General features: G+C 47.7%; 13 protein-coding genes and 14 pseudogenes. 13 read left to right on the top strand and 14 right to left on the bottom strand.

Features of this window, described 5'->3' with window-relative positions; all coding sequences use genetic code 11:
- Window positions 1-927: 927 nt before the first annotated feature.
- A pseudogene (locus AB4H76_RS09475) lies at window positions 928-1,428 on the top strand (TonB-dependent receptor plug domain-containing protein); the annotation flags it as partial.
- A gap of 187 nt (window positions 1,429-1,615) precedes the next feature.
- Here the strand turns inward: AB4H76_RS09475 and AB4H76_RS09470 are convergent.
- A pseudogene (locus tag AB4H76_RS09470) lies at window positions 1,616-2,306 on the bottom strand (transposase); the annotation flags it as partial.
- Window positions 2,307-2,367: 61 nt separating this feature from the next.
- On the opposite strand from AB4H76_RS09470, the pseudogene AB4H76_RS09465 reads away from it, so the two are divergent.
- The 5 genes and pseudogenes from AB4H76_RS09465 to AB4H76_RS09445 form a co-directional block, all read left to right on the top strand.
- Window positions 2,368-2,728 (top strand): annotated as a pseudogene (locus AB4H76_RS09465) (IS66 family transposase); the annotation flags it as partial.
- A gap of 195 nt (window positions 2,729-2,923) precedes the next feature.
- Window positions 2,924-4,138 (top strand): annotated as a pseudogene (locus tag AB4H76_RS09460) (PfkB family carbohydrate kinase).
- 13 nt (window positions 4,139-4,151) lie between these two features.
- Window positions 4,152-4,910, top strand: a pseudogene (locus tag AB4H76_RS09455) (glutamine amidotransferase).
- A gap of 56 nt (window positions 4,911-4,966) precedes the next feature.
- Complete coding sequence (locus AB4H76_RS09450; RefSeq protein WP_000739825.1) at window positions 4,967-5,932, top strand: DMT family transporter; 966 nt, start codon at window positions 4,967-4,969, stop codon at window positions 5,930-5,932.
- Window positions 5,933-5,934: 2 nt separating this feature from the next.
- Window positions 5,935-6,969 (top strand): phosphotriesterase-related protein, encoded by a 1,035-nt coding sequence (locus AB4H76_RS09445; protein WP_000656344.1) that lies wholly within the window; start codon window positions 5,935-5,937, stop codon window positions 6,967-6,969.
- A 39-nt stretch (window positions 6,970-7,008) separates the two neighbouring features.
- Here the strand turns inward: AB4H76_RS09445 and AB4H76_RS09440 are convergent.
- The 4 genes and pseudogenes from AB4H76_RS09440 to AB4H76_RS09425 all read right to left on the bottom strand — a co-directional run.
- A pseudogene (locus AB4H76_RS09440) lies at window positions 7,009-7,301 on the bottom strand (gamma-glutamyltransferase); the annotation flags it as partial.
- A gap of 79 nt (window positions 7,302-7,380) precedes the next feature.
- Window positions 7,381-9,000, bottom strand: a pseudogene (locus AB4H76_RS09435) (ISL3 family transposase).
- A gap of 306 nt (window positions 9,001-9,306) precedes the next feature.
- Window positions 9,307-9,690: pseudogene (locus tag AB4H76_RS09430) on the bottom strand (zinc-ribbon domain-containing protein); the annotation flags it as partial.
- On the bottom strand, window positions 9,678-10,079 hold the full coding sequence (locus AB4H76_RS09425) for a putative zinc ribbon protein (RefSeq protein ID WP_000270974.1): 402 nt from the start codon (window positions 10,077-10,079) through the stop codon (window positions 9,678-9,680). The gene AB4H76_RS09425 and the pseudogene AB4H76_RS09430, both read right to left, overlap by 13 nt.
- A gap of 240 nt (window positions 10,080-10,319) precedes the next feature.
- On the opposite strand from AB4H76_RS09425, the pseudogene AB4H76_RS09420 reads away from it, so the two are divergent.
- The 5 genes and pseudogenes from AB4H76_RS09420 to AB4H76_RS09400 all read left to right on the top strand — a co-directional run.
- A pseudogene (locus AB4H76_RS09420) lies at window positions 10,320-10,406 on the top strand (DUF987 family protein); the annotation flags it as partial.
- 73 nt (window positions 10,407-10,479) lie between these two features.
- Window positions 10,480-10,848: a type IV toxin-antitoxin system cytoskeleton bundling-enhancing antitoxin CbeA gene (gene cbeA, locus AB4H76_RS09415; protein ID WP_001285585.1), complete on the top strand. Its 369-nt coding sequence runs from the start codon at window positions 10,480-10,482 to the stop codon at window positions 10,846-10,848.
- Window positions 10,849-10,936: 88 nt separating this feature from the next.
- A pseudogene (gene cbtA / locus AB4H76_RS09410) lies at window positions 10,937-11,310 on the top strand (type IV toxin-antitoxin system cytoskeleton-binding toxin CbtA).
- A complete protein-coding gene (locus tag AB4H76_RS09405; protein WP_000988599.1) occupies window positions 11,307-11,501 on the top strand; it encodes a DUF5983 family protein in 195 nt (64 codons plus the stop codon). The pseudogene cbtA and the gene AB4H76_RS09405 overlap by 4 nt, the downstream one beginning before the upstream one ends.
- 33 nt (window positions 11,502-11,534) lie before the next feature.
- A pseudogene (locus AB4H76_RS09400) lies at window positions 11,535-11,627 on the top strand (DUF957 domain-containing protein); the annotation flags it as partial.
- A 288-nt stretch (window positions 11,628-11,915) separates the two neighbouring features.
- Here AB4H76_RS09400 and AB4H76_RS09395 read toward each other — a convergent pair.
- Window positions 11,916-12,053 (bottom strand): annotated as a pseudogene (locus AB4H76_RS09395) (transposase domain-containing protein); the annotation flags it as partial.
- 59 nt (window positions 12,054-12,112) lie between these two features.
- Between AB4H76_RS09395 and AB4H76_RS09390 the strand changes: the two are divergent.
- Window positions 12,113-12,298, top strand: a pseudogene (locus AB4H76_RS09390) (EutP/PduV family microcompartment system protein); the annotation flags it as partial.
- A 100-nt stretch (window positions 12,299-12,398) separates the two neighbouring features.
- Here the strand turns inward: AB4H76_RS09390 and AB4H76_RS09385 are convergent.
- The 4 genes and pseudogenes from AB4H76_RS09385 to dacD form a co-directional block, all read right to left on the bottom strand.
- Window positions 12,399-12,728 carry a DUF496 family protein gene (locus AB4H76_RS09385; protein ID WP_000450409.1) on the bottom strand — a complete coding sequence of 110 codons (330 nt, stop codon included), beginning with the start codon at window positions 12,726-12,728 and terminating at the stop codon, window positions 12,399-12,401.
- A 171-nt stretch (window positions 12,729-12,899) separates the two neighbouring features.
- Entirely contained in the window at window positions 12,900-13,958 is a 1,059-nt protein-coding gene (locus AB4H76_RS09380; RefSeq protein WP_001200891.1) for an FUSC family protein, read from the bottom strand.
- Window positions 13,959-14,156: 198 nt separating this feature from the next.
- Complete coding sequence (gene sbmC / locus AB4H76_RS09375) at window positions 14,157-14,630, bottom strand: DNA gyrase inhibitor SbmC (protein WP_001105414.1); 474 nt, start codon at window positions 14,628-14,630, stop codon at window positions 14,157-14,159.
- 118 nt (window positions 14,631-14,748) lie between these two features.
- Window positions 14,749-15,914, bottom strand: a pseudogene (gene dacD / locus AB4H76_RS09370) (serine-type D-Ala-D-Ala carboxypeptidase DacD).
- Between the two features lie 208 nt (window positions 15,915-16,122).
- Between dacD and sbcB the strand changes: the two are divergent.
- Entirely contained in the window at window positions 16,123-17,550 is a 1,428-nt protein-coding gene (sbcB, locus tag AB4H76_RS09365; protein WP_072165052.1) for an exodeoxyribonuclease I, read from the top strand.
- 42 nt (window positions 17,551-17,592) lie between these two features.
- Here the strand turns inward: sbcB and tsuB are convergent, their stop codons facing one another.
- The 4 genes from tsuB to yoeI all read right to left on the bottom strand — a co-directional run bounded on the left by tsuB (window position 17,593) and on the right by yoeI (window position 20,481).
- Entirely contained in the window at window positions 17,593-17,820 is a 228-nt protein-coding gene (gene tsuB / locus AB4H76_RS09360; RefSeq protein WP_000985273.1) for a thiosulfate utilization sulfurtransferase TsuB/YeeD, read from the bottom strand.
- A 13-nt stretch (window positions 17,821-17,833) separates the two neighbouring features.
- Entirely contained in the window at window positions 17,834-18,892 is a 1,059-nt protein-coding gene (tsuA, locus tag AB4H76_RS09355; protein ID WP_088537866.1) for a thiosulfate utilization transporter TsuA/YeeE, read from the bottom strand.
- A gap of 178 nt (window positions 18,893-19,070) precedes the next feature.
- Entirely contained in the window at window positions 19,071-20,429 is a 1,359-nt protein-coding gene (gene plaP, locus AB4H76_RS09350) for a putrescine/proton symporter PlaP (protein WP_000019197.1), read from the bottom strand.
- Window positions 20,419-20,481, bottom strand: a complete 63-nt coding sequence (yoeI, locus tag AB4H76_RS09345; RefSeq protein ID WP_010723108.1) for a membrane protein YoeI — start codon at window positions 20,479-20,481, stop codon at window positions 20,419-20,421. The genes plaP and yoeI overlap by 11 nt, the downstream gene beginning before the upstream one ends.
- Between the last annotated feature and the right edge of the window lie 121 nt (window positions 20,482-20,602).

Genomic DNA, 20,602 nt, shown 5'->3' with positions numbered 1-20,602 from the left:
GCCCCGGCAAGTGATTCACATTTTTTAACAAAACGTTGTTAGCGTGCCATTTTCAGAAGCTCTCCAAGAAAGCGAATTCTTTTCTCAAATTCTGCATTCTCAGACACAGCTTTCTACTCCATGGTAATGGCCCAAATACGAAGTTGCTCAGGATCATTAGTGGTGCTGAGAAGTTAAATAACCATGCGGAGTACCACTCGTCATCACGTATTTATATATCATGAAGCTATTGTTGTGTTTTGTACATCAGTAGATATATTCTGATATACTCCTTTTGCTAGACATAACCTTTCACCTGCTTGCAAAGCTTCTGTGTTCTGACATTGCCAAATTGTTGCAATTCTGTATCCAGCCTTCTTTCAGTCATAGCTTCGGGCCGCGATAAGACTCACTGATCTGACCCTGATTCCTCTTGCAGACTTTATAGACCAATTAAAATGCAGTTTCTGCAGGTCAACGTCTGACCATCATTGTCATCACTCTGGCCATTAGAGTAACCTTCTGCATTCATCCTTTTGTAAAAAGTTTATATTAGTATCAGCAATTAACCGGACCTGATACTGATATGAGTCTTACCGCATATACGGTCAATTTCAGCAATTAATTACATTATCCACGCCAAAGTATTTGTCATCACAATGATGGTACCTTCTTTCAGACACCATTTTTTCAACTCCGTTTTCCACGGACCGCACTCTTATGTCAAGAGTGCGGTCCGTGGATACAACCAGAGACCGACTGACACGAGTCAGAGGAAACGACGGATATGTTCAGTCGTAAAATATCTATCAAAAAACATGATTAAGGTCAAAAATGTTTGATATTTACAATTTATGAAGATGACAATAATTATAGATATATGAGAACATAAATGAAAATAATTATCATTACAGCAATCATTTGTACTTTGTATTAATGAGGGATGAAATGTTATATAATATACCTTGTCGAATTTATATCCTTTCCACTCTGTCATTATGCATTTCTGGGATAGTTTCTACTGCAACCGCAACTTCTTCAGAAACAAAAATCAGCAACGAAGAGACGCTCGTCGTGACCACGAATCGTTCGGCAAGCAACCTTTGGGAAAGCCCGGCGACTATACAGGTTATTGACCAACAAACATTGCAGAACTCCACCAATGCCTCCATAGCCGATAATTTGCAGGACATCCCCGGAGTAGAGATAACAGACAACTCCTTGGCAGGCCGTAAACAAATCCGCATTCGTGGCGAAGCATCCTCCCGTGTTTTAATTCTCATTGATGGTCAGGAGGTAACTTATCAGCGCGCCGGAGATAATTATGGTGTGGGACTGTTGATAGATGAGTCTGCGCTGGAGCGTGTTGAGGTAGTGAAAGGTCCATATTCCGTACTGTACGGTTCACAGGCAATTGGCGGTATTGTTAACTTCATCACCAAAAAGGGTGAATCTCCGGACTCCCTATATCACTTAAATTGATACAACTTTTTAGAGTAGTCATTAGTGAACAGATAATTGATAACTCAGAACCAGTAAAATGCAAAAGACGCACCACGCTGGGAAAATCGCTGCTATTCAGCAGAGTTTTGTATCGAGAATGGTGGCCAGCCACTTATTGCTCTCGCGTAAGCGGGTATCCCCATCGTTTACCAGTCCAGATATAGGTCACGTCACCATACTTGATTTAGCTGTGTCACAGCTAAGCGCCCTTCAAGTTCTTAGGATAGCTACAAGTTCATGACTGCCATGCCTGTACCGGAGGGTCAACGGCTGACAGCTGACCAGCCCCTGTTCTTTCATGAGACTGCCAGCAAGCTTGCGTCCCATCTGGTAGTCTCTCCGGGTTGCAATTGTGGCGATGTTCCTTGCTCCGCCATTAAGCTCAATTACCTGACTACGTAATACAGCCCGTCTACCGTCTTTTTTTCAGGACGGTTTTTCCAATCTCTGTAGCTGCTTCGATGAATCCTGCACACATGGCAGAGTGCTATCACCAGATAATGCGCTCTGAGCTTCTCGATTATCGAGAACTGTTTAGGGAGTCTGACATCAAGAGCGCCGTAGCCTTTTCTAATATTTCATTCTCTATTTCAATACGTTGCCGCTTTTTCCTCAGCTCACGTATTTCGATTTGTTCTGGTGTCATCAGAGAGGCTTTTGGTGTTTTGCTCTGATGCTCATTACGCAGTTGTTTGACTTATCTTGTCATTGTGGAAAGACCGACATCCATAGCTTTGGATGGTACCTGCCACCGTAAAGTTCTGGTTAACAACTAGTTGAGTGGATTCGCGTTTAAACTCTGCGCTGAAATTTCCTTTTTTCATTGGAGCATCTGTGTTGTTCTAAGGTGAGCATATTACCTATGCTCAGGTGGCCAAATTCAGTATGCCAGAACCAGAACATCTTGTGGTCAGGCAGAGGAAGAGCAAACTGTTACTGGACTCACTGCATGCGTGGATGGTGGAGAAAAATGCCACGCTGTCCAAAAATCCAGACTGGGAGAATGGTTCAGCTGTGTACTGAATCAGTGGGGCGCACTCTGTTATTACAGTGTTGACGGTCAGGCGGAGGCAGACATAATGCCGCGGAAAAAGCCCTTTGTGCCATCTGTCTCGGAAATAAAAACTTTATGTTCTTCGACGGCGAGCGCAGTGCACTGTTGTATGGGCTTATCGGCACTTGCCTTCTGAACGACATTGATCCGGAAGAGTATCTGCGCCATATCCTGAGCGTACTGCCGGAATAACCTTCCAACCGTATTGATGAACTCCTGCCATGGAACGTAGTTCTCACCAATAAATAAGCATCAATATGATTCTCCATTAACGCTTACCTTTTCTCCGGCTATTTTTGATTTTTTTTGCTTTTCCCCACCACTTTATGGTGATTATCACATCAATATACATCGACAGATATTAACGTAACTGAAGTGAGGTGAAGCATGAAATTTGAACGCCATCATGAAATATTGAAACGACTCAGTAAATTCGGTTCTGTAAAAGTATCCGATCTGTCCAATAGCCTCAATGTAACGAAAGAAACTATTCGATCAGATCTTAATGAACTTGCCAGACTTGGCTATCTGACTCGATATCATGGCGGTGCTTTTATCGTCCTAGACTCGCTTGATACTATTGCGAAAAATGAAATCGCTTATGCGCTTGAAAATTATGATACAGCCTAGGGAATAAAAAAAGGCCACTCAACTATGAAAAGTCAAGTATGCGTTATTGGTTCGTTTAATGTTGATATCATCAGTTATTTGCCGAGGCTTCCCACTATCGGAGAATCGCTTCTGGCAAGTAATTTTATATTTTCACCGGGGGGAAAAGGTTGTAACCAGGCGCTGGCAGCAAGCTTTGCCGATACTGATGTTTATTTCATAACAAAAGTAGGTACAGATCACTTTAGTGATTATGCGATCAACTTTATGAATTCGTCTAAGATTTATAAAAGTATAATTTATCAAACGAAAGAAACGCAAACCGGAACTGCCACGATCCTTGTTAATGAAGGTACTGGCGATAATGTTATTGCGATCTATCCCGGTGCCAACATGACAATGTCGTCCGATGAAATAACTATTCAGAAAGAAGCGATTATTAATTCTGATGTCATACTTCTGCAGCTCGAAACAAATTATACCGCTCTGCAACAAGCGATCACATTGGCGCAAAAAAACAGTATCCCGGTCATTATTAACCCGGCACCCTATAATGATATCGTCAACGAACTTATTCAGGATGTTGATTATATCACCCCCAATGAAACAGAAGCTGGTTTACTGTCCGGCATAGACGTACACGATCTTGAATCAGCTAAACGAGCTGCAGAAGCTATCCACAATAAAGGGGTAAAAAACACCGTTATCACGCTCGGTAGCAAGGGCTCGCTCGCATTTGATGGCAAAAAATTCATTCATTCGCCAGCGTTTCCAGCGGTCGTTAAAAATACGGCAGGAGCCGGGGATGCTTTTAACGGCGCTCTGGCATCAGGACTTGCGAAAGGAAAATCACTGGAATCAGCACTGTGTTATGCCAGCGCCTTTGCATCCCTGGCGGTGGAGACAAGCAATGCTTCCGACATGCCTGAACATGAATCTGTGATACATCGAATTCAGAGTATACATTATCAGCAAACTATTTTTACGCATTAAGAAGGGACAGAGAATGAATAACACCAAAAAATCACTAAAGGTGCTCTTTATTGGAGAATCCTGGCATATTCATATGATTCATTCAAAAGGATATGACAGTTTTACCTCAAGTAAATATGAAGAAGGTGCGACCTGGTTACTCCAATGTCTGAAAAATAGTCAGGTAGATGTCACCTATATGCCGGCACATACGGTACAAATTGCCTTCCCTGAAGATGTGGCACAGTTAGAACAATATGATGCCATCGTTATTAGTGATATTGGTAGTAATACTTTCCTGCTACAAAATGATACTTTTTATCAGCTTCGCATAAAACCAAACGCTCTCGAACTGATTAAATAATATGTGAATAACGGTGGTGGGTTATTGATGATTGGCGGCTATCTCTCATTCATGGGAATTGAAGCAAAAGCCAATTATAAAAATACAGTTCTGGCTGATGTGCTCCCGGTTACGATGTTAGATGGTGACGATCGTGTCGAAAAACCAGAGGGTGTTATTGCACAGCCATCACAACCTGACCATCCGGTTATTAAAGGGTTCTCTGAATATCCTTTTTTCCTAGGTTATAACCGGGCGATCGCTAAAGAAAATGCTGAGGTGGTATTAACAATAAACAACGATCCATTACTGGTCTTTGGTAACTATCACAACGGGAAAATAGCCTGCTTTATGAGTGACTGTTCACCGCACTGGGGTACACAGCAGTTTATGTCCTGGCCGTTCTATACCGCGTTGTGGGTAAATATACTGACTCATATTGCAAGATAATAATAATAATGGGGTAACACCAGTTACTCCATTTACTATAATAGAAGGATTGATGTATGAAAAAGAATAAGTACTCAACTCCCTTATGGGTGCTTGCCACGATTCTTGCGGGTATGCTCTCCCCTATGCAATCAGCGGTGAATGGTCAATTAGGTCACTGGTTACAGGACGGTAATGCATGCGCAGTTATCTCCTTTGCCAGTGGTTTAGTCGTGATGTTTTTTATTATTATGGCGCGAAAAGAAATCCGGCAACAATTTGCGGCAATTCCTTCTCTGATTAAAAACCGAAAAGTTCCTCTCTGGAACTGGTTTGCCGGTCTCTGTGGAGCGATGGTGGTATTTTCTGAAGGCGCATCAGCCAGCGCACTCGGGGTCGCAACGTTTCAGACCGCACTGATCTCCGCGCTATTGCTGTCTGGTTTACTTTGCGATCGCTTTGGTATCGGTGTCGACGAGAAAAAATACTTTACCCCTTATCGCATCATCGGTGCATTATTTGCGGTTATTGCTACGATTTTTGTTGTGTCACCGCAGTGGCATTCTACCTCTTTCATTTTACTTGCCATTCTTCCGTTCTTAGCTGGTTTGCTTGCAGGATGGCAGCCCGCTGGAAATGCAAAAGTAGCTGAAGCTACGGGATCCATGCTGGTTTCAATCACCTGGAATTTCATCGTTGGATTTTGTGTTTTAGGCACAGCGCTAGCTATTCGTGTCGCATTAGGGCACGTCACTGTTCAATTACCAGATGTCTGGTGGATGTATCTTGGCGGCCCGCTTGGACTAATGTCTATCGGTTTAATGGCCATTTTGGTCAGGGGTCTGGGGTTACTGATGCTGGGGGTTGCTTCAACGGCGGGCCAGTTACTGGGATCAGTATTGATTGACGTATTAATTCCATCGCTGGGCAATACCGTTTATCTGGTCACGATCATCGGAACACTGTTTGCACTGGTCGGTGCAATTGTTACCACTATTCCGGAATACAGAGCCTCGAAAACAATGAAGAAAATGGAGGTATAATCATGAAAGATTATCTACAAACTGTGACGGGCCCCGTCGCCCGTGAAGATATGGGGCTAACACTTCCTCATGAACATCTGTTCAACGATCTTTCCTCTGTTGTGGATGCTCCTTGCTATCCTTTTTCACAACAGCTTGTTGATAAAAAAGTCACGGCAGAAATCCAGTGGGCATTAAAACACGATCCTTATTGCTGCGCTGATAATATGGACCGCAAACCTATTGAAGATGTGATCTTCGAAATTAATAACTTTATCTCGCTCGGTGGTCGCACCATTGTTGATGCCACAGGGTCTGAGTCTATCGGACGAGATGCGCAGGCATTACGAGAAGTCGCATTAAAAACAGGTCTGAATATTGTTGCTTCCTCCGGTCCCTACCTGGAAAAATTTGAAAGCCAGAGAATTCATAAAACGGTTGATGAACTAGCGACAACGATCGATAAAGAATTGAATCAAGGGATTGGCGATACGGATATTCGTGCCGGAATGATCGGTGAAATAGGTGTCTCACCGACATTTACCGAAGCCGAGCATAACAGCTTGCGGGCTGCCTCGCTGGCACAGATTAACAATCCTCATGTGGCGATGAATATTCACATGCCGGGCTGGCTTCGTCGCGGTGATGAAGTACTCGACATTGTGTTAGGTGAAATGGGCGTCTCGCCAAATAAAGTCTCTCTCGCACACTCGGATCCGTCAGGAAAAGACGTGGCGTATCAGCGGAAAATGCTTGATAAAGGTGTCTGGCTGGAATTCGACATGATTGGCCTAGACATTACCTTCCCGAAAGAGGGAATAGCGCCAGGGGTGCAGGAGACTGCCGATGCCGTCGCTCATCTCATTGAGTTGGGATACGCCGATCAGCTTGTTCTCAGCCACGATGTCTTCCTTAAACAAATGTGGGCTAAAAATGGCGGTAATGGCTGGGGATTTGTTCCAGATGTTTTTCTGGCCTATCTGGCGGAGCGCGGCGTCGATAAAACGATCCTCAAAAAACTCTGTATCGATAATCCCGGACGATTATTGACCGCATAAAACCATTATCCCCCGGCACATTGCGCCGGGGGATGTCAATTAATACCCCGCCGTTAAATCATCCACCAAGCGCGAGTCGGATGCGCCGTACAACTCACCATCCGACCCAACCATAATGCTTTGCGTGCTGCCCATCGCCTCATTCAGCGCCACTTTCTGACCTTTTGCTTCCAGCAGCTTGAGCGTATCCGGACTAAACCCTTTTCAACACGCAGCTCGTCCGGCAACCACTGATGGTGGAAACGAGGCGCATTGGTCGCTTCGGCAACATTCATTCCACAATTGATGCTGTTCACCACCATTTGCGGCACGGTAGTGATGATCCAGCTACCGGTAACAAAGTGAGTACATAAAGGCCATACTGTCACGAACAGTGCAAAAGTGGCTCTTCCTCAACCTAGGTGAAGATTTTCATGCCAGTGGACTCATTACCCTCCGCCTAAGTAGTTCAAGTCCGGCTCGACCATACATCTGGCGTATCAGCACCTTCAGGCGATTTACATGACCTTCGACAACACCAGTACTCCAGCGACTGCTGATTGCCTCACATATAGCCGCAGCATCAGCTTCCATCCCCGCAGCTACGCACCGAAGTTCTGCTGAGCCGCTTTCGTGGACCCGAGTGAACCAGCTGCTTAGCTGTGATTTATTTTAGGTTTTCAGAATACGGTAGAACTCGAGTACCAGTTGCTGCGCTATTTTCAACTCCGGTTCTTTTTCACACATCAGACTAATAAATCGGAAAGCATAATTTTCTTCACCCCTGATTATTCTCCAGGGCATCAACCAGCGGCTTACCCGGGACACTGAAGGAAGTCTTGCGGCAGTAGTAACCGGTGGGATCCAGCCTTTATGCCATTTGGCAACAGCATCCCTGACGATGGTTTCACTGCCTGTAACCCCCCTGGCCACCATTTCCCGCCATATCCGGCCGGAGTTATAATTACCACATTCTCGTTGCTCTTTTAACCACTCCCTCCATGGGTCCAGAAGCCCTCGCTTTGGAGGCCTAGTTGACATTTCAGGGAATGTTCCTGAACCCACCCAGCGACTGACTGTCACTCGCGACAGGCCTGTAATACGGGATATTTCCCTGAAACTACATCCCTTGTTATGCAGGGCCATAACCTCTGTCCAACGCTGATGCCGTTTTTTGCGGATGTGCTGTTTAAGGCGTTCCAGACGACGGAGCGATGCTACAGGCACAGATATTTCTGGCTCAGGTGATTTCTTCAGTGATAACTCTCGGACAACAAGACGTATCAGAGGCATATATCTGTACATCATTCGTTCAGGCTCATCACCAATATTTTTTAGCAGGTGCCATCGATCGGCCACCTGTCTGGCCTGAGGTGCACCTTCACGTGCTGCTGTCGCATAGACTCCACTGCGATCACGCGAGACAACCTGTATTTCCGGATATTTTCTGAACCAGGTCGCCAGCGTACGCTGATCACGGCCGGGAAGCAGGACGAGGGGACGGTGAGTATCAGGATTGACTATTAACATACCGCAGCAGTGGCCCCGATGCCACGCCCACTCATCAATACCGACATGAGGCGCGCCTGACTGTTTCGTCTCCGGGGTATTGATAAGCCTGCGAAGAAGAGTATCAGCACTGAAACGGAGACCCACTGCCGTTGCAGCCCGTTTTCCAGCCTCACCTCCAGCTATTAATCCCAGTTGACGTTGTTAATTTTGTAACGCCTGTGAAGACTGCTGGTGTGAACTGGCGAAGGGAGCAAGCGACTCGGCAAAAATTTTACGTGAACAAGCCGGGTTACGGCAGTACCAGTGGCGGACGGAAAATACAAGCCATAGCGTCTGCCCTGAGCAGGGTAGATGCTGTATCCGGCGCCGACGACAACTATGAACAGAGTCGCTACGCTTAAAGCATTCAGGACATTGTGCTGTTTTGCGTTTTCCGTGGAGATGGAGGGTTATACCGTCAGAGCTAATAATTTGTCGACTGCATCGCCATCCGCAAGGTAACTGTAGAAGTGTCTTAAGAGAGTGCATTGCGTTGCCCATAACTTAAAACAGCTTAGATCCTTGTTCGCCAGAAAGTTTCATCCATTTTCTTCCACCCAGGTTGCGGAAGAACCACTTTTCATCCGTCGTTGACAGATGTGAAGTATGCGGGAGAAAAAGTGAATATCTAACTGTAATAACTCAGACCGGTACGAGTACTCGGGACGTCTACAATCATTCAGGGCAAAGTGCTAAAATTTCTCTATCCCGGGATGCCCCTACCAACGCAGCACTCCCGGAGATATCATTACAGCTCTGCAACTGATTTCCGCGACTGAACCGCTCAGTTCCTATCCTTCCAGTTGCCCTCCTGCCCCCCTCCCTGCTGTATACCCCGGTACCACAACTCGGGCAGCACTTTTCCCCCTCATAATTTTCGTCACACATCACACAAAACCACTTTCTCACCTTCACCGTATAATCCGGAACCGTCATACCCTGCAGATGCAAACGACGGGCCTCTTTCTCTGCCGGGTCAAGCCAGGTGCATCGCAGCAGGATTTTCTCAGCGACAGTCATCTGATCATGTTCAAACCACGGTGGTTGTCCGTCATTGCCCCGCTGAAGTGTTAACGGGCATCCACAGGACACACAGCACAAAACGTCCTGGCGGTTGTGCTTCGCTGCTTCTTTCGCCGTAACAAAATGGCCTTTGCTGTCATTCGCCATATAACAGTTCAGAATTCGCATATTTCCTCCTGAGTTGTCCGGGGAATACTGAATCCTCCGGTCTGGCAGTGTGTGCAGTACCGCTCCCCATAATAATCGTGGTGACATTGTCTGCAGTGCCAGCTGGCTTTACGCACCACGGGTAAGGCATCCGGTACGAATTGCTGCAGACGTTTAATCAACTGTATTTCTCTGCGCTCCGGCCTGACATAAGGGCACTGTTGACCGTGCTCTGTCAGCCTGTCGTCAGTGTGTTCAAACCAGGGAAGTTCAGTGTCGTATTGCGGATGGTATCTGAGTGCACTGCCACACAAGTGGCAGGTGTAGTTAGCATAAGGTGCGGCCTGTGCAGTACGGGCGCCCGTCAGACGTCCGTTGCCATCAAGAGCGATAAAGGATTTTGCGTACATAGTCATATTCCTCAGCCGCCAGACGACACGCAGGCAACAGCCGTCCCGGTACGGGCAGCGTGGTCAGGGTGTGAATGGCGGTTCAGTTAAAATCTGGACTGGAGTTTGGGTAAAGCAGGCTGGTTGCTGTTACAGCACTGTGGTTGTCACACAATGGAACACTGACGTAAAAAACAGTCAGTGGGCGAGTGGATACATCGTTGCCGCCAGACAACAACCCATACTTTTGGTTTGCCGGGTATTCCCGGTGTGCTGGCCGTGTTTGCTGAACGCCGTAAGGACAGTTTTGGTCCGTATGTCCGGCTGATGAGCGTCACCCTGAACTGAGTGGGAATTCTGATGAGCAGAATTATCGCCACTACCGGACCATTCTTAGCCGATTTTCTGTAAGGATTTTATCGTGTCAGACACACTCCCCGGGACAACACTTCCCGACGACAATCACGACCGCCCCTGGTGGGGGCTGCCCTGCACCGTGACGCCCTGTTTCGGGGCACGTCTGGTGCAGGAGGGTAACCGGTTGCATTACCTTGCCGACCGCGCCGGTATCAGAGGCCTGTTCAGCGATGCAGATGCGTACCACCTGGACCAGGCCTTTCCGCTGCTGATGAAACAACTGGAACTCATGCTCACCAGCGGTGAACTGAATCCCCGCCATCAGCATACCGTCACGCTGTATGCAAAAGGGCTGACCTGCAAAGCCGATACCCTCAGCAGTTGTGGTTACGTTTATCTGGCTGTTTATCCGACGCCCGAAATGAAAAATTAACTCTCCAGAATAGCCTTCTGCTACGGCCTGGTGTTTTCACCACGCCACTTTTCCATTTTTATATCTGCATATCAGGAAAATCTTCAGTATGAAAACATTACCTGTATTACCCGGGCAGGCGACCAGTTCTCGCCCGTCTCCTGTTGAAATCTGGCAGATACTGCTGTCCCGACTGCTGGACCAGCACTATGGCCTCACACTGAATGACACACCTTTTGCCGATGAACGTGTGATTGAGCAGCATATTGAGGCAGGCATTTCACTGTGTGATGCGGTGAACTTTCTCGTGGAAAAATACGCGCTGGTGCTACCGACCAGCCGGGATTCAGCGCCTGTACCCGCTCTCAGTTAATAAACAGCATCGATATCCTCCGGGCTCGCAGGGCGACCGGCCTGATGACCCGCGACAATTACAGAACGGTAAATAACATTACCCTGGGTAAGTATCCGGAGGCGAAATGATGACACTGGAAGCCGACAGCGTTAACGTACAGGCGCTGGATATGGGGCACATTGTCGTTGACATTGATGGTGTTAATATCACTGAACTGATTAATAAGGCCGCTGAAAAAGGTTATTCACTCCGCGTGGTGGATGACCGTGACTCTACCGAAACACCGGCAACTTATGCCAGCCCTCACCAGTTGCTGTAAGACAATGCAGTGATGCAGGGTATAGTGCCATTAACCACAGAAACAGCACTGTTGTCCTGTATTAAGCAGGCAAGAGAAGATGTCCTTACCCTGCGCCATCTGCAGCTTCTGCACCAGAACCGGTGAATCTCACTCAACAGGCTTCATTTCCCCTGACGCCAGCCTGAATACAGCTGGCGTTTTCATTTATAAACAGAAAGGAAAACCGATAATAATGGAATGGACGCCCCGACCATGAAGCAACGGTAGGATATTACTGATAAACCTTCCAGTGGAGGTGCGTTATGGCCGTTTTAACGATTAGCATTGACCTGACAAAAAATGAATTCCAAATCCACGGTCTGGGTAGGAACAGAAAAATCTAAGCTCAGAAAACGGATTAAAGTAAGCGTCAACGGAGCACCGTATTGACGCTTATTTATTGGTGAGAACTACGTTCCATGGCAGGAGTTCGTCAACACGGTTGGAGGGCCATTCCGGCAGTATGCTCAGAATATGGCGCAGATACGCTTCCGGATCGATACCGTTCAGACGGCAGGTGCCTGCTTTTCCGGCAACAAGCAGGAATCTCAGCGCTGAAGCAGGAATTAGAGGTAAAAACGCCCTACCGGGCCATGAATCACCCGGTCATTGGAGTAGTAACCAAAGCAGATTTAGCCAGCATGGAACAAATATCTTTGGTGAAAAGTTGGTTACGGGAAGCCGGAGCGCACAACGTGTTAGTAACCAATGCGGTTAATAACCATGGAGTTACAGAACTTTTTGCCTTGCTGCATACAGAAGATGTCTGTCGCTAATTTCGACAGGTTCTCAGATGAGAATGATGACGGTGATACACAGAAAAGAATCAATGAGCAATGAGGGTTGCCGGGCAACCCTCATTGAATAAAACAGGAATTACTTCGCTTCGCCGTTTTTCATTTCGCCCATAGCTTTCAGCTTTTTGGAGATATCGCGGCGTTCTTTGGAGAGCTCGGCATTTTTGATGATGTAATCGTCAACACGATCTTCATAGTCACCTTTCATGCTGGCGATGATGCCCTGGATTGCTTCAACGCTCATCCCCGGCTTGATGTAATCGCTCAGGTTGTCCAGCAGCAGGACGCGCTTCTGGTTGTCACGGATCTTTTTCTCAACGTCCTGAATTTCACGTTGCAGTTTGTTCTTACGACGGAACAGACGAACAAATTCCAGTACGTCCTGGAATGAAGGCTTGGTAGTTTCCATTTTTATACCCCTGATAATGTGAGAGTCGGATTCGTTTAAGCAACCGCTATTCGTTAGGGCCAACATTACTCATAGCTGCCGCAGATGACAATGCTTTTATCCCTTTTCACTATCATACCCTTTATCCTTGCTGAATCGAAGCAGCAGCAAGATGATTCTGAAGTTCAGGAATTATTTGCGCAAGGCCCGGCAAATCAGATTCGATAGCAACTCAAGCTGATGTGCCGTCTCCATGTTCAGCCACACATAACCATAGATTGGTGTTTCCACAACCTTCAGGTCATGGTGGTTATTGAGCAACTGACGCAGCTCTTCCACAGCATCGTTCAATTTTTCCGTATTGGCAAAAACCGGCTGCGGATTACCTTCGTACAGCGCATGAACAAGGCTCAGCAGTATTTGCTGCATCATATGCTGGGTATCACGAAGTTTTTGCGCGTTCAATAACACGAAATGGCTGGGGCGCGTGGCCCAGTACGCATTGATTTGCAACTCCAGCATACAAACCAGATTGCGATTAATGGTCTGGATACCTTCATATATCGATTTTGGAATACGAGTTTCTTTGCTGGCGGGCGCAATCAGCCCACGCATTTTCACAGCATCGGTCAAGAGTTTTTGTAGATGGCTTTCCAGACGTGGGCGTTCGAGTAAGTTCGGTGAGAATGCAGATTGATAGACCCGATTATACTCGGTCAGACTTTTCGCCAGTTGAATGCGCCAGTGGATGAACGCCCGTTGTGGCCAGATACCGGTAAACAACATTGCCAGTAAAGAGCCGAGGATCACATCGCCGCTTCGCCATAACGCCGTATCAATTTCACCTGTCGGGGAACCAACAACAATTGCCAGCGTCACCCCAATCAATAATCCTTGATACGGTTTCTTGCCCAGCGCCAGCCAACCGCAAAGAAACATCGCCGCCGCGCACCAGACTAACATCAGCGGTAACGAAATTAACTCCAGCTGCAGAGCGATAAGACCTAAAATCGAACCCAACACCGTACCGCCAATACGTTCGAAGGCGCGAGGGACAACGTTACCCCAGAACGAGATTGGCCCCATAATCACCACCATGGTGACCAGCGGCCAGGTGCTTTCCGGGATAGTAAACAGGCGGATAATGAGAAAAGTGAGCAGGAATGCCAGCGCGACCCGAGTACCATGCACAATGCGGTAATGGCGGTATACCCGGATTTCAAACGGGCTTAATGACTTATCGGCACGCACGCAGAAACTCCGTAATGAAGATTAAAAGCGCTCATAACTCATCTGTCGGCCAGAAGGCGCGCCTCTGAATTATCCGACGGACAAACCGGGAACAGTGTAATTTCCCGGCAGGAGCGAAAAAATTGAAAGGCGCATCTTACTCTTTTCGCTTTCAAAAAAAAGAGTGGTCATCGCGTCAACACACCGCCCTGAGATGAATTAGTGATGTTTTGGCTGCACCGCAACATACATTTCGATATCCCAGTACCCATCTTCCGCGCCATTGTTCAAATAAACCTCGAAGCAGGGCTTTGGTAACATTTCATAAGCACTGTCCTGCAAGAGGCTATTAAAGAACTGATACCAGGGTTTAGCAAAATCATCACCGACTACACGAGCTACCGCCACCGCATACTGACCACCTGAAATTTCTGTCAAAATGACGCCCTCACTGTTTTCGGGAAGCGTAAAGTAACCCGGCACCGTCACGACGGTGTCGCAGCGTAATTTTTCGGCGGGTGTTTCATCTGGATTGTCGTAATAGACAGCAACCCACTCCTTCGGCACAATATTTTTGCTATCTACCCACATCATCAACTGCTCAAAGCCTTTCTTTACCGTCTGTTCCCACGGGCCAACGAGATGGAAACCTGCAACGGTACGTTTCTCTTCCTGCTTAATCTCGTAGTTCATGACGCCTCCATTGATACTGTTTTTATATACAGTATAGTTGCAATATTAAAACCACAAGGAATGAGTGTTGATTATGCAAGCAGACTCGCACTCCTGCCAGTCTGCTGCAAAAGAAAGGTCAGGCCTTATGGTGGAAATAATCACTCAGGCGAGAAAACATGCTGCCTTCTCCGACAGATTCCAGGGTAACCAGCGGCCAGTGCGCCACCTGTTTATCACCGTCGTAAGTTCAATTTCCCCTACCCGCTGATGGGCGCTAATTGGCGCGGTGAACTCTTTACCATCAAGGGTATATTTGGCTTTGATATGTGGAATTTCGGCTTTCGGTAGCACCATCCAGAACTCTTGTTCCGTTCCCAGGGCGATATTTTCTTTATCGCCATACCAGATGCGTTCCGTACCGACCTTTTTCCCACGGTGCAAAATTTGCACCGTAGTAAAGTTTTGTTGCCCCCAACGCAGTAATTTTCTTGCCTCTTCCTCACGACCTTTTGCACTGTCAGCCCCCATTACCACTGCAATGAGACGACGCTGCCCATCTACAGCCGAAGCAATGAGGTTAAAACCGGCACCAGAAGTATGACCCGTTTTCAGGCCGTCAACATTCATGGTTTTATCCCACAATAACCCGTTACGGTTTTGCTGGGTGATACCGTTCCAGGTGAGGCTTTTCTCACTGTACATATGATAAAACTCGGGCTCGCCGTGGATGATAGCGCGAGAAAGCACAGCTAAATCATAAGCCGAGCTATGTTGGCCTGGTGCATCCAGACCATGCACTGTTTCAAAATGTGTATCCTTGAGATGCAGCTTCTCGGCATAGTTGTTCATCATTGCAACAAACTGCCGTTGCCCACCGGCAATATAGTCAGCCAGTGCAACACAAGCATCATTTCCGGAATCCACAATTAAACCACGGCTTAAATCACGTACCGATACGCGATCGCCCTCTTTCAAAAACATCAGTGAAGAACTGACAAACACTGGATTATCTTTCGCCCACGCATCGCGCCCTACGGTGACAATATCGTCTGGCGTAATTCGATGACTATCGATAGCGCGATCCACGACATAACCCGTCATCAGCTTTGTCAGGCTGGCGGGATTGCGCTGTTGATGCTCATTACCCGCGGTGAGGATCTGTCCGGTGGTGTAATCCATCAGTACCCAGGACCCGGCATGAATCTCTGGAGGCTGAGGTGAAAAAGGAATGTTTTCCGCCGCAAAACCAGACGATAAGTTAAAAACGAACAAAGAAGCAGCAATAATAAGACGGCGTTTCAACAGCAAACCCTCAGGAGTTTCAAATAGCTGTTCTTTTTACGGAAATACTTATGAATTGGCTGGAATAAAGTGCAAGAAAATGTGACTACCCTCGCATTTTTATCTGACATGATCTGTTGCCACTCGCTGTCAAATTGTTGCGCTAAAGCTGATTAGCACGGTGATATTTGATACTCTGGCAGACAGCAGAAATAACGGATTTAACCTAATGATGAATGACGGTAAGCAACAATCTACCTTTTTGTTTCACGATTACGAAACCTTTGGCACGCACCCCGCGTTAGATCGCCCTGCACAGTTCGCAGCCATTCGCACCGATAGCGAATTCAATGTCATCGGCGAACCCGAAGTCTTTTACTGCAAGCCCGCGGATGACTATTTACCCCAGCCTGGAGCAGTATTAATTACCGGTATTACCCCGCAGGAAGCACGGGCGAAAGGAGAAAACGAAGCCGCGTTTGCCGCCCGTATTCACTCACTTTTTACCGTACCGAAGACCTGTATTCTGGGCTACAACAATGTGCGTTTCGACGACGAAGTCACACGCAACGTTTTTTATCGTAATTTCTACGATCCTTACGCCTGGAGCTGGCAGCATGATAACTCGCGCTGGGATTTGCTGGATGTTATGCGTGCCTGTTATGCCCTGCGCCCGGAAGGAATAAACTGGCCTGAAAATGATGACGGTCTACCGAGCTTTCGCCTTGAGCATTTAACCAAAGCGAATGGAATTGAACATAGCAACGCCCACGATGCGATGGCTGATGTGTACGCCACTATTGCGATGGCGAAACTGGTAAAAACGCGTCAGCCACGTCTGTTTGATTATCTCTTTACCCATCGTAATAAACACAAACTGATGGCGTTGATTGATGTTCCGCAGATGAAACCCCTGGTTCACGTTTCCGGAATGTTTGGAGCATGGCGCGGCAATACCAGCTGGGTGGCACCGCTGGCGTGGCATCCAGAAAATCGCAATGCCGTAATTATGGTGGATTTGGCAGGAGACATTTCGCCATTACTGGAACTGGATAGCGACACATTGCGCGAGCGTTTATATACTGCAAAAGCCGATCTTGGCGATAACGCCGCCGTTCCGGTTAAGCTGGTGCATATCAATAAATGTCCGGTGCTGGCCCAGGCGAATACGCTACGCCCGGAAGATGCCGACCGACTGGGAATTAATCGTCAGCATTGCCTCGATAACCTGAAAATTCTGCGTGAAAATCCGCAAGTGCGTGAAAAAGTGGTGGCGATATTCGCGGAAGCCGAACCGTTTACGCCTTCAGATAACGTGGATGCACAGCTTTATAACGGCTTTTTCAGTGACGCAGATCGTGCAGCAATGAAAATTGTGCTGGAAACCGAGCCGCGTAATTTACCGGCACTGGATATCACTTTTGTTGATAAACGAATTGAAAAACTGTTGTTCAATTATCGGGCACGCAACTTCCCGGGGACGCTGGATTATGCCGAGCAGCAACGCTGGCTGGAGCACCGCCGCCAGGTCTTCACGCCAGAGTTTTTGCAGGGTTATGCTGATGAATTGCAGATGCTGGTACAACAATATGCCGATGACAAAGAGAAAGTGGCGCTGTTAAAAGCACTTTGGCAGTACGCGGAAGAGATTGTCTAATTTGAAGCCTCCGCCGCTGGTACGGCGGAGGACAATGTTGAGTCAGGCTTTTTGAACGGTGATGCTCCACGCTGCATCGCCAATCTGCTGATAATCGGTGATGGCATGTCCTTCTTCTGCCGCCCACTGTGGGATTGCTTCAGTTGCCTGGGTGCAATCAAACTCAATTACCAACTCATCGCCGCTGGCCATTTCTGCCAGTGCTGCTTTTGCTTCTATGAGTGGAAACGGACAGACCTGCGTCACCACATCCAGCTTTTTAATCGCCATCTTTACACCTTACTTAATTTGCCGCAGCAGTTGCCAGTCGCGCCTTACGCTGCGGTCGAACATACACAATCCAGGACGCAGTCCAGACTCCGAGAATCATAAATACAAGGCCAACCCAGCCCTGCCAGGTCATCATTGCAGTCATAACCAGTCCATTACCGATAGAGCAACCACCTGCAATACTGGCACTGAAGCCCATCAGTACACCACCTAACCCGCTACGTAATGTTGTTTGTGCATCAGCTGCGCGAACGCGGAACTCACGGCTCGCTTTGGCAGCAATAAATGACCCCACGAAGATCCCTAACACCAGGAAAACGCCCCAGTTAATGTATTTCACGTCACCCGCGACCAGAAATTGCAGAATATTGGCCGTTGGGGAAGTGATTCCTAACCCAAACATGCGTCCGGTTGCTTCACTCAGGGGCCAGGCTAAAAGCGCAATCAAACCGATGAGTACAGCAGTGACAAAGGGATGCCAGCGTTTTTCAAACAGAATATGAGCGATCCCGGTTCGGCGCGGCGGTAAGGTCGCGACTTTGAGTTTTGGCTTCTTCAACTCTTTCATCACCACCCAGAGCGTTATCACCAGCAAAACGGCAACCAACGGCCACACAGACAAATTAAAAGTATCAGCAATAGAGTTATGTTCAGTACTGTAGTGCTGCAAGGTTTGATTTAAACCACTGGCGTGTGGAGAACGCATCACCGCACTCATCACCATATAAGTGAAAAGCGCGATCCAACTGCCGATCAATCCCTCACCCGCGCGATACCAGGTCCCGGTGGCACATCCACCCGCCAGAACAATTCCCAGCCCGAAGATATACCCACCTATAACAGTACCAAGCCACGGGAACGCCCCGGCTTCGTAAGTCAGTAGGCCCGCCTGAATTAACGCAAAAACCCCCACGCTTTGTACCGAAATTGCAATCAGCAAGGCGTAAAACATGCGATTATTTTTCACGATATACATATCGCGAAAACCACCTGTCAGGCAAAAACGCCCACGCTGCATGACAAATCCCAGCAGAGCACCACAAATTAGCCCGCTTAATATCATTGAAAACATAAATTAATTAACCAGATGAATGTTAATAGGGAAATTATTCATGACTGGTGGAATGCAGACCAATAACCAAATTCTCTAAATTAGAACAAATGGTTATTAATGAGGATGTCGATAAAAAAGAATAAAAAAACCGGAGCCAAATATTCATTCGACTCCGGTTTATTATTACAAAAGATGATTACGCTACGTCTTCGTACTGCGGAACCGGGTTACGGAAACTCTTGGTGACGCAAGCCAGGTAAATCAGACCGATAGCCGCCCAGATCAGACCCAGAACCATTGAGCTTTCTTCCAGGTTAACCCACAGCGCACCAACGGTCAGCGCACCACACATCGGCAGGAACAGATACTGGAAGTGATCTTTCAGCGTCTTATTACGCTTCTCACGGATCCAGAACTGCGAGATGACCGACAGGTTAACGAAGGTGAACGCCACCAACGCACCAAAGTTAATCAGCGCTGTAGCCATTACCAGGTCGAAGTTGATTGCCAGCAGGGCAATCGCGCCAACCAGGATGATGTTCATCGCCGGAGTACGCCATTTCGGGTGTACATAACCGAAGAAGCTTTTCGGGAATACGCCGTCACGACCCATTACGTACATCAGACGCGCTACGCCTGCATGCGCCGCCATACCGGACGCCAGTACGGTAATGGTGGAGAAGATCAGCGCGCCAACCTGGAACGCTTTACCCGCAACGTACAGCATGATTTCAGGCTGTGACGCATCCGGATCTTTAAAGCGAGAGATATCCGGGAAGTACAGCTGCAGGAAGTAAGTTGCAAAGATGAAGATCATGCCGCCAATCAGCGCGGTCAGGAAAATCGCACGCGGGATCACGCGCTCTGCATCTTTGGTTTCTTCCGACAGGTTGCTGATGCCGTCAAAGCCGGTAAAGGAGAAGCACAGGATTGTCGCCCCGGTAATCATCGGGATAACATGCGCATCGCCAGACCAGAACGGACGAGTGCTCGCCAGCGTACCAGCGCCTTCACCTTCAAATACGCCATAAACAACCATGCCCAGAATCACCGCGATCAGCACTACCTGCAACACGACGATTACAGTGTTGAAGTTCGCTACGGATTTCAGACTACGCAGGTTAAAAGCGGTCATAAAGGCCACCAGCGCCACCACAAACATCCACGATGGGATGGAAGGCACCAGAGCTTCAAAATAAATTTTCGCCAGCAGAATGTTGATCATCGGCGCGAACAGATAGTCGAGCAGAGAAGACCAACCCACCATAAAGCCGACAGTTGGGCTAATGGATTTCTGGGCGTAAGTGTATGCAGAGCCAGCAGAAGGATAGCGGCGAACCAGCTTCCCGTAGCTCAGAGCCGTAAACAGGATCGCAATCAATGCGAACGCATAGGCTGTCGGCACATGACCATCCGTGAGGCCTGAAACGATACCAAATGTATCAAACAGCGTCATCGGCTGCATATAGGCAAGACCCATCATTACAACCGGAACTAACGTAAGCGTTTTACGCAATTCCACGCGAGAGGTGTTTGGAGTAACGTTATGCGACATGGTCATTCTCCTTTACGGTGATAACCGTCGCGTAAGCAAAAAATTGCCCCATTTTTTTGGATTCCTCAGCGACAACAACTGTCGATTTTTAGTAAATATCTATCCGGTACGAAGCCCGGCCTCTTGGTATGAATGATTGGTTTGAAGCAAAAAATAACCGACGCTGATGAAAC

It is taken from the genome of Escherichia sp. UTM R2 (genome assembly GCF_048593455.1).
Classification (GTDB): Bacteria; Pseudomonadota; Gammaproteobacteria; order Enterobacterales; family Enterobacteriaceae; genus Escherichia; species Escherichia coli.
The sequence above is the reverse complement of the archived record's forward strand: the minus strand, read 5'-3'. Positions and strand labels throughout refer to the sequence as shown.

Excerpts from the sequence above, each read along its gene's own strand:
- AB4H76_RS09450 (WP_000739825.1), top strand. The coding sequence starts at position 4,967 with ATGAAAAAGAATAAGTACTCAACTCCCTTATGGGTGCTTGCCACGATT.
- AB4H76_RS09445 (WP_000656344.1), top strand. The coding sequence starts at position 5,935 with ATGAAAGATTATCTACAAACTGTGACGGGCCCCGTCGCCCGTGAAGAT.
- AB4H76_RS09425 (WP_000270974.1), bottom strand. The coding sequence starts at position 10,079 with ATGTACGCAAAATCCTTTATCGCTCTTGATGGCAACGGACGTCTGACG.
- AB4H76_RS09405 (WP_000988599.1), top strand. The coding sequence starts at position 11,307 with ATGATGACACTGGAAGCCGACAGCGTTAACGTACAGGCGCTGGATATG.
- AB4H76_RS09385 (WP_000450409.1), bottom strand. The coding sequence starts at position 12,728 with ATGGAAACTACCAAGCCTTCATTCCAGGACGTACTGGAATTTGTTCGT.
- sbmC (WP_001105414.1), bottom strand. The coding sequence starts at position 14,630 with ATGAACTACGAGATTAAGCAGGAAGAGAAACGTACCGTTGCAGGTTTC.
- sbcB (WP_072165052.1), top strand. The coding sequence starts at position 16,123 with ATGATGAATGACGGTAAGCAACAATCTACCTTTTTGTTTCACGATTAC.
- tsuB (WP_000985273.1), bottom strand. The coding sequence starts at position 17,820 with ATGGCGATTAAAAAGCTGGATGTGGTGACGCAGGTCTGTCCGTTTCCA.
- tsuA (WP_088537866.1), bottom strand. The coding sequence starts at position 18,892 with ATGTTTTCAATGATATTAAGCGGGCTAATTTGTGGTGCTCTGCTGGGA.
- plaP (WP_000019197.1), bottom strand. The coding sequence starts at position 20,429 with ATGTCGCATAACGTTACTCCAAACACCTCTCGCGTGGAATTGCGTAAA.